Source organism: Actinocrinis sp. (assembly GCF_035653575.1).
Lineage (GTDB): Bacteria > Actinomycetota > Actinomycetes > Streptomycetales > Catenulisporaceae > Actinocrinis.
The window spans coordinates 1-11,964 of sequence record NZ_DASRBQ010000096.1; the positions used below are offsets into that span (position 1 = coordinate 1).

Genomic DNA, 11,964 nt, shown 5'->3' on the forward strand with positions numbered 1-11,964 from the left:
GCTTCCTGCGCACCGCCGGATATCTGCCCGGCCCGCTGGACGTCTACGTCCCGCCTGCCGTCATCCGCGAGTACGGGCTGCGTGCCGGCGACCTGGTCGAGGGCGCGGCCGCATCTCAGCAGTCGCAGAGACCGACACCGCACGGCAAGCAGCCCGCCCCGGCCAAGGCGCGCCCGCTCGTCCGCGTCGACGCAGTCGACGGACGGCCCCCTGGCGAATCGGCCGCCAGGAAGAACTTCGCCGCGATGATCCCGCTGCACCCGCAGGAGCGCCTGCGCCTGGAGACCGACCCCGGCCGGCGCGACACCCGGATCATCGACCTGCTCGCGCCGATCGGCAAAGGTCAGCGCGGCCTGATCGTCGCTCAGCCCAAGACGGGCAAGACCATGCTCCTGCAGGCCATCGCCCAGGCGGTCACCCGCAACCATCCCGAGGCGCACCTGATGCTCGTGCTGCTCGACGAGCGCCCCGAAGAGGTCACCGACATGCGTCGCTCGGTCGCCGACCGGGCCGAGGTCCTCGCCTCCACCTTCGACCGCCCGGCACCCGAGCACATCGCGCTCGCCGAGTTGGCGGTCGAGCGCGCCAAGCGTCTCGCCGAGCGGGGTCGGGACGTCGTGATCCTGCTCGACTCCCTCACTCGCCTGTGTCGGGCGCACAACAACAACGCCAAGGCCGGGGGCCGCACCTTGTCCGGCGGCGTCGACGCCGCGGCGGTATCCGGTCCCAAGCAGCTGTTCGGCGCCGCCCGCAATCTGGAGGAGGGCGGTTCGGTGACCATCCTGGCTACTGCGCTGATCGATACCGGGTCGCGTGCCGACGACTACTTCTTCGAAGAGCTCAAGAGCACAGGCAACATGGAACTGCGGTTGGACCGCGCTCTCTCCGACAGGCGGATCTTCCCCGCGATCGACGTCGCCGGATCCGGCACCCGCCGCGAGGAGTTGCTGCTGCCGGCTGGCGAACTCGAGGCCACTCGGCGGCTGCGGCGAGTCCTGCGCGGCCAGACCAATCAGCAGGCCGTCGAACTGCTGCTGGAGCAGACCAGGCGGACCAGGAGCAACGCCGAGTTCCTGAGCAGCGTCCGGCTCACCGCCCCGTCAGGGTCCTAAGTCACCGGTCAGCGCGGCCGCCGCCTTGGCCGTTGGCGGAGCCCACCTGCCCGGATTGAAAGACCCAGAACGCCCTTATGTCCCTCGCGCGGTAGTTCGTTCTGTCCAGAGTCACTATGCGGTAGACGAACCCTGCCAGGCGGTGCCACGCTGAGGCAATGGGGGTCGTCGTGTATCGCGAGCCGTGGTGGGATCGCTTCCGGTTGTTGATCGGCTTTGGCATCTACCTGGCCGTCGGCGCGATGGCCCTGGCCGGGGTCGGTCTGTTCAGTTCGCCGAACGCCTTTGTCGGCTGGACGCTTCTCATCTCCGACGCGATCGGCACGCCGCTGGCCGTGCGCAGAGCTCTGCCAGGCAGTTACGTACGGCTGGTCGACGCCGGCATCGAAGGGCGGGCCTGGCGCGGCCGACCGGTACTCGTGCCGTGGAGCGAGATCCGCGACATTGAAGTGGTTTCGCAGGGGCGCGGCCGTGAGGGCTACCGGTACCCATGCCTGATCATGGCCGACGGCACAAAGGTGCCGTTGTTCATGCTCAGGACCGCACTTGGCCCGTCTTCGCGCCTATCGCGCGTCTTCGACAAAGCCTCGTACTACGACAGGCACTTCGAGGAGAAGATCGCACGACTGCGACAGTGCCTGACCCAGCGCCAGAACCTCGAAGCACACTGACGCCCCGCGGGGAGGCCGGCGAGCGTGTCCGGATCTCGCGAGCACCAGCTCCGCGCTCCACGAGTTCCAGATCTACGCGGTGTAGCGCCCTTCATCGATCAGACGCCGTATGTGCGCGGGCCAGTCGGCAGCAAGCTGAAGTGCGACAGCACGGCGCACCGCTTCGCGTTGCCAGGAGGGAGCAGCCGCCGCATCGGCGATGATCTTGTGTGCGTAACGACTGATCAGGAGGAGCAGGCTTGGCACAGCGAGGTCCCCGTGCAGGAGGTGGTCAAGCGCGACGCGAGGCTCTGTGCGTCGTTCACGCCAACTGGTGCCCTCTCGCTCAAGGAACGCTTCGAGGTCTGAGAAGAAGACCACGCTGCCGCTGTGTTGCTCGTGGTAGGCCTCTGCGACGTCACGCACGTCCCGCGCCGACGGCGGCAGCGACGCCTCGAGCGGGGGCGCCCAGACCAGGGCAGCCCGGGCCAAGCTCCACTCATCGATGCGAACAGGCCACGTCAGTGCGTGGACCAACCAGTAAGGCGGCAGCGCGCGCTCATCCTCGGCGTCGCCCATGACCGACCGCCTCTCACACGGCTCGCACACCTTTCGTTCCCGGTGAACGGCCGTGCGACTCAGGCCACTGGCCTCACAAGAAGCGCGGAGCAACGCGCACGCCTTGCGAGCGCCGCGCACACGTACCCCCACCACTTTCGCGCGGGTGTGGCCAGCGGCAACACCAGATCGAATATACGTACTATCGCTGGCCGTCTAGCGAAGGTCGTGCAGGTACGCCGGTTGCCTGTCGTGAGTCCCGACTGGTCACATGCAGGACGCGCCGTTGACAGTGAAGCCGGTGGGTGACATGTCGCTGCCAGACCAAGTGCCCTGAACGCCGAACGACTGGCTGGCGCCGGGAGCGATGACCGCGTCGTAGCTCAGGTTCGCGGCCGTGACGCTGGCGCCCGATTGCGCGACTGTGGCGGTCCAGGTGTTGGTGATGTGCTGGTCGCCGGGGAAAGTGAAGCTCAGCGTCCATCCGTTGATCGCGGACGAGCCGGTGTTGGTGATGGTGAGGTCGGCCGTGAATCCGCCCGGCCAGTTGCTGGCCGTGTAGGTGACCTGGCAGCTGCCGGCCGGAGGTGGGCTGGAGGTGGACGCCTGGCAGTTGGCTGGGTACATGCCGACGGCGGCCCAGCCTTGCGTCAACTGCCAGGTCTGCGCGGACGCCGGCGCTCCAGGCGGAGTGCAGGTGGCGCCGGTGGCCCGCAGGTAGGTGCTCTCGTTGCTGGTCGCGGCGCCGATGGCGGCGTCCGCGGCACTGATCTGCGTGTCGCTCGTCGCGAAGCCGTACACCAGCACGCCGAAGGCGGTCGTGGCGGGCGCGCCGCAGTACACGCTGACCGACAGGGCCACCGCGGATCCTCCAGAGCTGAGCCGCAACTCCTGCTGGGACGACGCGAGGGTCGCGCCGCAGGCGGCACCCGTGCGCTGAACGAAGGTGTTCTTCTCGGCCTGAACGGCTGCAGCGGCGGCCGACTGCGCCGCGGCGGTCGTGTCACCGGTACCCACAGCAGTGAACGTGAGATCCGGGGCCGCGCCGCCGCCCGCCGCCACAGCGGTCCCCGCGCTGAGGATCAGGCCCGCGACGAGCGCGCCGATGAGTCCAAGCCGACGAGAAGTCACTGGCGATCACCCGTTCCGCCACCACGGCAGTGACCTGAGACGGTATACGAGTTCGACGATGCCTCCGCCGCGACGCTAACTCAATGACGGCCCACCGATACGTGCCGCCGTACCGGCCAGAAATGCCCGGCCGCGGCTCTCCCGGCCCCCGTTGCGCCGGACCGGAGTGGCTGACGGTTGGCGCCTCACCAGCTCAGATGACTCGCCGGTGACGAAGGACCAGGGCTAGGGGCCCATCGGGTCGGGTCGGCGCTCCGATCCGGTCCGCCTCGCCGTCGGGTGAAACCTTCACCGAGGCCACCGGACCGTGAAAACCGCCTTTGGGCTTACTGGAAGGGGCACCCCGGGTTCGCCGCATCCTCCGACAGCGGGCTGCCAGCCGGGTCGACGTATAAGACGTCGAGCACAACCGGCGTCGTTCCGAGGTTGCGGCCGATGTGCACGTGGTGCGGCCCGCTCGGCTCCACGAACGCCGCACCAGCGCCGTAGCTATTGGTCGTCACGCAGTCGGAGTCGGTGTGGGTGAGCGTGCCCGCCTCGACATACGCGTAAAGCGTTCCATCGTGGTAGTGCCACCCGGTGCTTCCGCCCGGCTGCACGGTGATGCGCCGCAGGATGTAGTCGGTGCCGCCGACGCTCACCTTGCTGATGATGACTCCACTGACGCCGTAAGCGGGAGTCGCGTGCGCGATCTCCGGCGCGAGTGCCGCACTGGTCGCGATAACGCCCGCAAGCGCGATCCGGCGGTAGGAGATTGGCATCTCGTGTCCTTAACTCAGAGCTGGAACTTTACCTACACAGGACTCGACCATCGCGCGAAGACGCTAGCAGGCACTGTCGATCTAGGGCGCACTCATCGTGATCGCCGCGAGGGCATCGCGCAGGCGGTGACGTGCGATCGCCCGGCAGCTAAAGCCGCTCAGGGCCGCGCTCAGTCCCAGCGGCTGATTTCGCTGTTGGGGTACGCGGCGAACGCGTCGCGCTCGGCGCCGTGCTTGAGGCTGGTGAGGTAGGCGCCCCAGTTGGTGCTGCATCCGCTCATGAACTCGCTGGCCTGCTGCCAGCCGGCGTGGGTGAACAGCAGCGTGGTGCCACCGTGCTTCGCCGGGCGCAGGACGAAGGAGATGTGGGTGTCGAGCCACGAGTCCGGACCGGCGGTGACCAGCCATTCGACCTCCTCCGGGGAGTCGGCGAGGACCTGCATGACGGCGGCGGGCCGCTCGCCGTCGCCGAAGTAGACACTGAAGCTGGAGCCGACCGCGTGCTCGCCGGAAAGCGGTCGCCCGCTCCACCAGCGGGCGATGCCTTCGGTGCTGGCGATGAGGTCGTGCACCCGCTTGACCGGGGCGTCGATGCTGATGCGGTGCAGGATGTCGGGCATGAGTTCCTCCGGTGCCATCGCCGCCCCTCTCGGGCGGATCTGATGCATTGACGAACGGCCGGGCGCCGGACGGACACCGGCGCCTGAAAAATCTCTCGGCGCTTGTTGTCCGTTCGCGGTGGCGCCGTTCGTCTGATACTCGAAACGGCACCGACCCGTGAGGGAGGACCCCATGCAGTACGCATTGTTGGTCTACAGCCAGGCAGAGGAAACGGACCGCGCGGCGCGCCCGATCGCCGGTTCTCTGGCCGCGTTGCTCGACGGACCGAGCGTCACCGGCTGGGCGCGGCTGCACGCCGCCGAGTCGGCCACGACGCTGCGCAACGACAACGGACGCACGCTGCTGACCGACGGCCCGTTCATCGACAGCAAGGAGTACCTCGGCGGCCTGATCCTGATCGAGGCCGACAACCTCGACGCGGCGCTCGCGATCGCGGAGGAGATGCTCCAGACCACCCGGCCCGGCACCGCGATCGAGGTGCGGCCGATCCTCGACAGGCGTTTCCGTGCCGCTTGACGCCGTCTTTCGCGACCAGTGGGGGCGAGTGCTGGCCACGCTGGTGGGCATCCTCGGCGACATCGAGCTGGCCGAGGACGCCGCCGCCGAGGCCTTCGCCATCGCGGCTGAACGCTGGCCGCGCGACGGGGAACCGACGAACCCGACCGGCTGGCTGGTCACCACCGCCCGCAACCGCGCCGTCGACCAACTGCGCCGCCAGCAGGTGCTGGCCGCGAAGACGAAGCTGCTCGCGCGCGACCTCGCGGCCGCCGCGGCGGAACCGGAGCCCCACATGGATGATGCCGCCATCCCGGACGAGCGCCTCGAGCTGATCTTCACCTGCTGCCACCCGGCGCTCGCCCTGGAAGCTCAGGTGGCGCTCACCCTGCGCACGCTCGGCGGCCTGTCCACGGAGGAGATCGCGCTAGCCTTCCTCGTCCCGCCCGACACCATGAGCAAGCGGCTGACCAGGGCGAAGCGCAAGATCCGAGACGCGGGCATCCCGTTCGCGGTGCCACCCGATCACCAGCTGCCGGACCGGCTGGCGGCGGTCCTCGCCGTCGTCTACCTGATCTTCAACCAGGGCTGGGGCGGCGGCCGCGTCGATCTCGCCGCCGAGGCGATCCACCTTGGCAGGGCACTGGCCGACCTGATGCCGGACGAACCCGAAGCGCTCGCGTTACTGGCCCTGATGCTGCTGAACGACGCGCGCAAGGCAGCCCGCGTGCGCGACGGGCAGATCGTCCCGCTCGACGAGCAGGACCGCACTCTCTGGGACGCGCAGCAACTCGAGGAGGGCCGAGCGCTGCTCCAGCGGGCCATGGCGCGCAAGTACAGCGGACCGTACATGGTCCAAGCGGCCATCGCCGACCTGCACTTGCAAGAACCGCGTGACTGGCAGCAGATCGCCCTGCTGTACGAGACGCTCGCCCGCCAGACGCGTTCCCCGATCGTCGAGCTGAACCGAGCCATCGCCGTGGCCGAGATCGACGGACCCAACGCCGGGCTGGCCATCCTCGACCATCTCGACCTGGACCATTACCGGTACTTCCACTCCACGCGCGCCAATCTCCTTCGCCGCGCCGGTCGCGACCGCGAGGCGCACGATGCCTATCGCCGTGCGCTCGAGCTCGCACAGACTGAGCCGGAGCAACGATTCCTCGCCGACCGGCTGGCAGAGACCGCGCTGCCAGACCACTGATGTCCCCGGCGTCAGCCCACCAGACGCCGCGTGATCACCCTTGTGGCGGATTCGCTGTCGAGATTCCTAGCCCTCTGCCAGATCCCGCTTCAAACCGTCGTAGCCAGGGGTTGCTCGGCCAGCCAATCATCTTCATTTATCCGGTTCACACACCGCGCTAAGTAGCGTGGACACCATGGTCGGCAACCGGACAAGACTGCGCACGATCTTTGGGACGCTGAGCGTGTTCACTCTCGCTGCGGCGTGCACCGCGAGCGGATCGGGGGCCCCGACAGCCACCGGAACAGCGACAGGTGCGGGCGTGGCCCCGACCGGGACCTTCACAGCTGGGCCGGTCGCGGGCCTGCCGCCCGGCGCGACGAAGATCAAACACGTCGTGGTGATCATGCAGGAGAACCGGTCGTTCGACAGCTACTTCGGCACCTTCCCGGGCGCGGACGGCATTCCGGCCAACGTCTGCGTCCCTGACCCGGCGACCGGCGGATGCGACAGGCCCTTCCACAACCCGAACGACGTCAACGGCGGCGGCCCGCACGGGGCGACCAACGCAACTGCCGACATCGCCAGCGGCAAAATGGACGGCTTCGTCACGCAGGCCGAGAAGGCCCGCAAGGGCTGCCTGGACCCGAACAACCCGGCCTGTGGCAGCGGCAAGGTGCCGGACGTGATGGGCTGGCACGACGCCCGGGAGATCCCGAACTACTGGACCTACGCGAAGGACTTCGTGCTCCAGGACCACATGTTCGAACCCAACGCCTCCTGGTCGCTGCCCGAGCACCTGTTCATGGTCTCCGAATGGTCGGCCCACTGCACCCAGCACGGCAACCCGTCAAGTTGTGTCAATGCACTGCAGAACCCGGGCGATCCGACGGACGTCAAAGGTGGCGGGACGGGTAAGGCACCGATCTACGCCTGGACCGACCTGACCTATCTCCTGCACGAATACGGCGTGAGCTGGGGCTACTTCGTTGCCACCGGCACCGAGCCGGATTGCGAGGACGACAGCGCCGTCACCTGCGCGCCGATCAAGCAGAACGCAAAGACGCCCGGCATCTGGAACCCGCTGCCCTATTTCGACACGGTCAAGGCGGACGGGCAGCTGGGCAACATCCAGTCGGTCGACAACTTTCTCAGCCGGGCTCAGAACGGCACCCTGCCGGCCGTCTCGTGGCTCGCGCCCTCCGGCGATGTGAGCGAGCATCCGCCCGCAGCCATCTCCGCCGGGCAAGCCTACGTGACCACGCTCATCAACGCGGTCATGCACGGGCCGGACTGGGACTCGACCGCAATCTTCCTGGCCTGGGACGACTGGGGCGGCTTCTACGACCACGTGGCGCCGCCTACCGTGGACGAGAACGGCTACGGGCTGCGCGTGCCCGCCCTGGTCATCAGCCCCTACGCCAAGCGAGGCACGATCGATCATCAGACCATGAGCTTCGACGCGTACGACAAATTCATCGAGGACCTGTTTCTCAAGGGGCAGCGGCTCGCCCCTTCCACCGACGGCCGCCCCGACCCGCGGCCGGATGTACGCGAGAATGCGCCACAGCTCGGCGATCTGATGGCCGACTTCGATTTCGGCCAGGCGCCGCTGCCACCGATCGCCCTCTCCCCGACTCCGCCCCCGGGCCCCGCGTCACGATGACATGGCAGGCTGTCCGGGGCGTCTCGGGCATGGTGGAGCTTGCTCGATTACGAACGAGGCGAGATTGCCGGGGCGGCGATTGAGGTCAGGTGTCGTTCGACAGGTTGTAGCCACGCTTGGCCAGCTCTTCCAGGACGATCGCGCGCATGCGGTCGCGGCGGCGTGTGCGCCGTGAGGCGGGCTTGTCGGGCTGCGCCGTTTCCTCCTGCGGTGTGGGGAAGGACAGAGGGAGGTTGACTGAGCGGAAGTACTGTCGGTTCCACTCCCGGAAGTCGCCCAACCGCGTCGGCATATCAGGCAGCGGCCGGTCGGGATCGCGCAGGTACCGCACGGTGATCCGCCGGTAGACGACTTCGTGCGTATCGCTGTCGGTGACGTCGTCGAACGCGACACTGCGGATAGCGGACCACGGGACGCGGCGACGACCGAAGAGCGACTCGACGACCAGTGCGTCGGCCGTGAAGCCGACCGATGGGCGCCCGCGCAGCTTCAGCCAGATCGCGGCAGTGCCGACGACCGCGATCGCCCAACACGCCGCGGCCGGGATGACGTTGGCCAGGGCGAGGGCGAGCACGACCGGAGGGATGAAGGCGAAGGGGAACGCGAGCGCGATGTGCCCGGCCGGAGTCAGCGTACGCAGTCGGACTTCCACGGGTATCGGCCGAGCGTCTTCGGGTGCGTCGTTCGGCAACGGCTCCACGAGGCGACTCTCCTTAGCGCAGCGTCGTCCTTGTCAGGGTCACAAGTGCGCGGCACGCGCCCGGGCGGTCTCGGCCTGCACGGCGAACAGTGCCCAGACAACCCATCCTTCGCGGCGCGGGTGCGACACTGGTTAAGGCCTGATAAACACCCGGCACCGATCGGGAGAGCGTCTTGTCCGCTCCTGTGTCGCCAGCACGATTGTTACAGTCAACTGACCCGGTCCGCGTGCGCTGCAAGCGCGCCTCGGGCGGCGCGGAGGTCCACCGGGTTGTGCGCTGTGCCTGTGGGCGACGCGCAGGGTGTTGCCGTCCGGATCGATGATGGCGAACACAGTCGGTCCGTAGCCAGTGCCCGACGGCCGCGGTGGGAACGGCGGCGCTGTCGGACTCGGCCCGGCGGATAAGTGCTCTGATTCTGGCGAGGAGTTCGTCCATGGAGAAGGGTTTGGTGACGTAGTCGTCGGCGCCCGCGTCGAGGGCATCGACTTTGTCGGCGGCGTCGGTGCGGCCGGAGAGCACCAGGATCGGCACCTTGATCCAGCCGCGCAGGCCCGCGATGACGGTGGTGCTGTCCATGTCTGGCAGTCCAAGGTCCAGGACGACCAGGTCGGGGACCTGCTGGGCGACCGCCTGCAGCGCGCCGGCGCCGTCCGCGGCCGTCGCCACCTGGTAGCTGCGCGCCGTGAGGTTGATGCGCAGGGCGCGTAGCAGTTGCTTCTCGTCGTCAACTACCAGGATCCGGATCATGCCAGCAGTTCCTCGTCCTGCGCGGGCTCGGGGGCGAGGGTGGCGGCGGGCAGCGAGAGGACCATGGTGATGCCGCCGCCGGGGGTTTCCTCGGGGGTCAGGGCGCCGCCCATTACCTCGGTCAGGCCGCGAGCGAGGGCGAGCCCGAGCCCGACGCCCGCGCCGTTGTCGCGGTCGCCGCGGCGTTGGAAGGGCCGGAAGACCAGGTCCCAGTCGGCCTGGGGGATGCCGGGGCCGCGGTCTATCACCCGGATCTCCGCCCGGTCGCCGAGTGCTGAGACGGTGACGGTGATCGGGGAGTCGGTGTGCCGGGCGGCATTGCCGATCAGGTTGGCCACGGCGCGCTCCAGCAGGGGGCCGTCCGCGAGCACGGGCACGCTGTTCTCGGCGGGCTCCAGGGTGACGCGGCCCGCGGCCTCGGGTACGTCGTCGATGGCGCGCGGCAGGATCTCGCAGGGATCCACCGTCTCCAGGCGCGGTTTGAGGGCGCCTGATTGCAGCCGGGACATGTCCAGCAGGTTCTCCACGAGTCGGGCAAGCCGGTCGAGGGACTGGTCGGCGGCCTCCAGCAGTTCGCCGCGGTCGGCGGCCGGCAGCTGCAGGTCGGGGTCGCGCAGCGTGCCGACGGCGGCCTTCGCGGCCGCCAGCGGGGTGCGCAGGTCATGCGAGACCGCGGCGAGCAGGGCGGTGCGCAGCTTGTCGGCAGCGGCGAGGTTGGCGGCTTCCGCGGCGGACTTGGCCAGGCGGCGGCGTTCGAGGGCTGCGGTGGCTTGCGCGGCGAACGCGGCCAGCACACGCTGATCGGCGGCGGGCAGGGTGCGTCCGCGCAGCGCTATCACCGCGTCGGGCCCGGCCTCGACGACGGTGTCGGCCTGCCCGGGGCAGGCGGCGCAGTCCTGGCCTGTGGAGGCGACCACGGTCCACTGGGCGGGATCGTCGTTGTCATCAGATAGGTGCACGCCGGTGTTGCCCCGATCGGTGCTGGCGCGCTGGAGCATGACGACGGAGTTCATGCCGAAGGTCTCGCGGAAGCGCTCAAGCAGGGCGGGGATGGCGGAGTCGCCGCGCAGCACGGCGACGGCGAACGCGTTGAGGGTCTCAGCCTCTGCGGAGGCGTTGGCGGCGCGGCGGGTCTGTTTGATCGCCAGGTCGACCACCGAGGCGACGGTGGCGGCAACGACGACGAAGGCGACCAGGGCGATGACGTTATTGCCCTGGGCGATGGTGAAGGTGTGGATCGGCGGGATGAAGTAGTAATTGAGCAGCAGGGAGGCCCACGCCGCCGCGATCAGTGCGGAGAGCAGGCCGCCGAGCCGTGCCACGGCCACCGTGACCACGAGGAAGATCAGCACCTGGCTGGTCAGGTTCAACCCGTGCGGCACCTGGGTGAGCACGGCGGTCAGGGCGGGCGGAGCGAGCAGCGCGGCGAGCGGGCCGCGCCAGCGCCCGTCGCCCCAGGCCGCCTCACGCAGCGGATTGGGCGGCAGCCAGGAGATCCTGCGGCGGGAGTCACGTGGCTCCTCGTGGGTGACCATGTGCACGTCGATGTCGCCGGAGAGCTGGATCGTGGTTTCGCCGATCCCGCGGCCGGTCAGGAACCTGACCAGCCGCCCACGCCGCGAGGTGCCGAGGACGAGCTGGGTGGCGTTTTGCGCGCGGGCGAACTCCAGCAGGGCTTTGGGCACGTCGTCACCGACGATCGTGTGGTAGCTGCCGCCGAGCGATTCGACCAGGTGGCGTTGCGCGGCCAGCGCGGTGGGGCTGGTGTTGCCCGACAAGCCGTCGGAGCGGGCGATGTGCACGGCGAGCAGTTCCGCGCCTGCGCCACCGGCCTTCGCCGAGCCCATGTTCTTAATCGAGCGCTGCGCGATGCGCGCGGCCCGGCGGATGAGCAACTCCCCCGTCGCGTCGCCGGGCAGCGCGACGACGACCCGTTCGCGCGCCTCCCACACCTTGTCGATGTGGTGGTCCTCGCGATACTTCTGCAAGACCTCGTCGACCCGGTCGGCGGTCCACAGCAGGGCGAGCTCGCGCAGCGCGGTCAGATTGCCGACCCGGAAGTAATTGCCCAGCGCCGCATCGACCTTCTCGGCGGCGTAGACGTTGCCGTGCGCGAGCCGGCGACGCAGCGCCTCCGGGGACATGTCCACCAGCTCGATCTGGTCGGCGGCGCGCACCACCTCGTCCGGTATAGTCTCGCGCTGCGGGACCGCGGTGATGCGCTGCACCACGTCGTTGAGGGATTCGAGGTGCTGGACGTTCACCGTGGTGATCACTTCGATCCCGGCGTCCAGCAACTCCTGCACGTCCTGCCAGCGCTTCTCGTGCCGCCCGCCGGG

The 11,964-nt window shown here is 68.9% G+C and carries 12 protein-coding genes; 5 read left to right on the top strand and 7 right to left on the bottom strand.

The features are described from left to right. Both rho and VFA06_RS13560 read left to right on the top strand, forming a co-directional pair. On the top strand, positions 1–1,112 hold a 1,112-nt coding region (rho, locus tag VFA06_RS13555), incomplete at its 5' end, for a transcription termination factor Rho (RefSeq protein WP_324840891.1). Between the two features lie 158 nt (positions 1,113–1,270). Next, the gene (locus VFA06_RS13560) at positions 1,271–1,783 is read left to right on the top strand and encodes a hypothetical protein (protein ID WP_324840892.1); all 513 of its coding nucleotides are present in this window, start codon (positions 1,271–1,273) and stop codon (positions 1,781–1,783) included. 72 nt (positions 1,784–1,855) lie between these two features. Here VFA06_RS13560 and VFA06_RS13565 read toward each other — a convergent pair whose 3' ends face one another. The 4 genes from VFA06_RS13565 to VFA06_RS13580 form a co-directional block, all read right to left on the bottom strand. Further along, positions 1,856–2,341: a hypothetical protein gene (locus VFA06_RS13565; RefSeq protein ID WP_324840893.1), complete on the bottom strand. Its 486-nt coding sequence runs from the start codon at positions 2,339–2,341 to the stop codon at positions 1,856–1,858. Between the two features lie 246 nt (positions 2,342–2,587). Further along, positions 2,588–3,451, bottom strand: coding sequence for a cellulose-binding domain-containing protein (locus VFA06_RS13570; protein WP_324840894.1), 864 nt, complete (start codon positions 3,449–3,451; stop codon positions 2,588–2,590). 326 nt (positions 3,452–3,777) lie between these two features. Next, positions 3,778–4,212 (bottom strand): cupin domain-containing protein, encoded by a 435-nt coding sequence (locus tag VFA06_RS13575; RefSeq protein ID WP_324840895.1) that lies wholly within the window; start codon positions 4,210–4,212, stop codon positions 3,778–3,780. A 170-nt stretch (positions 4,213–4,382) separates the two neighbouring features. Next, complete coding sequence (locus VFA06_RS13580; RefSeq protein ID WP_324840896.1) at positions 4,383–4,850, bottom strand: SRPBCC family protein; 468 nt, start codon at positions 4,848–4,850, stop codon at positions 4,383–4,385. 154 nt (positions 4,851–5,004) lie between these two features. Here VFA06_RS13580 and VFA06_RS13585 point away from each other — a divergent pair, with 154 nt between their 5' ends. The 3 genes from VFA06_RS13585 to VFA06_RS13595 all read left to right on the top strand — a co-directional run bounded on the left by VFA06_RS13585 (position 5,005) and on the right by VFA06_RS13595 (position 8,177). Then, entirely contained in the window at positions 5,005–5,349 is a 345-nt protein-coding gene (locus VFA06_RS13585) for a YciI family protein (RefSeq protein ID WP_324840897.1), read from the top strand. Beyond that, positions 5,339–6,532 (top strand): RNA polymerase sigma factor, encoded by a 1,194-nt coding sequence (locus tag VFA06_RS13590; protein ID WP_324840898.1) that lies wholly within the window; start codon positions 5,339–5,341, stop codon positions 6,530–6,532. The genes VFA06_RS13585 and VFA06_RS13590 overlap by 11 nt, the downstream gene beginning before the upstream one ends. 301 nt (positions 6,533–6,833) lie before the next feature. Next, positions 6,834–8,177 (top strand): alkaline phosphatase family protein, encoded by a 1,344-nt coding sequence (locus tag VFA06_RS13595; RefSeq protein WP_324840899.1) that lies wholly within the window; start codon positions 6,834–6,836, stop codon positions 8,175–8,177. 85 nt (positions 8,178–8,262) lie between these two features. Here VFA06_RS13595 and VFA06_RS13600 read toward each other — a convergent pair whose 3' ends face one another. From VFA06_RS13600 to VFA06_RS13610, 3 genes are all read right to left on the bottom strand, one after another. Further along, the gene (locus tag VFA06_RS13600) at positions 8,263–8,877 is read right to left on the bottom strand and encodes a PH domain-containing protein (RefSeq protein WP_324840900.1); all 615 of its coding nucleotides are present in this window, start codon (positions 8,875–8,877) and stop codon (positions 8,263–8,265) included. A 13-nt stretch (positions 8,878–8,890) separates the two neighbouring features. Continuing rightward, positions 8,891–9,625 (bottom strand): response regulator transcription factor, encoded by a 735-nt coding sequence (locus VFA06_RS13605; RefSeq protein WP_324840901.1) that lies wholly within the window; start codon positions 9,623–9,625, stop codon positions 8,891–8,893. Further along, the coding region (locus VFA06_RS13610) for an ATP-binding protein (protein WP_324840902.1) at positions 9,622–11,964 on the bottom strand (2,343 nt) is incomplete at its 5' end. The genes VFA06_RS13610 and VFA06_RS13605, both read right to left, overlap by 4 nt.

Bases quoted from the DNA above. Each gene is read 5' to 3' on its own strand.
- VFA06_RS13585 (WP_324840897.1), top strand. From the start codon at position 5,005: ATGCAGTACGCATTGTTGGTCTACAGCCAGGCAGAGGAAACGGACCGC.
- VFA06_RS13575 (WP_324840895.1), bottom strand. From the start codon at position 4,212: ATGCCAATCTCCTACCGCCGGATCGCGCTTGCGGGCGTTATCGCGACC.
- VFA06_RS13565 (WP_324840893.1), bottom strand. From the start codon at position 2,341: ATGGGCGACGCCGAGGATGAGCGCGCGCTGCCGCCTTACTGGTTGGTC.
- VFA06_RS13580 (WP_324840896.1), bottom strand. From the start codon at position 4,850: ATGGCACCGGAGGAACTCATGCCCGACATCCTGCACCGCATCAGCATC.
- VFA06_RS13560 (WP_324840892.1), top strand. From the start codon at position 1,271: ATGGGGGTCGTCGTGTATCGCGAGCCGTGGTGGGATCGCTTCCGGTTG.
- VFA06_RS13605 (WP_324840901.1), bottom strand. From the start codon at position 9,625: ATGATCCGGATCCTGGTAGTTGACGACGAGAAGCAACTGCTACGCGCC.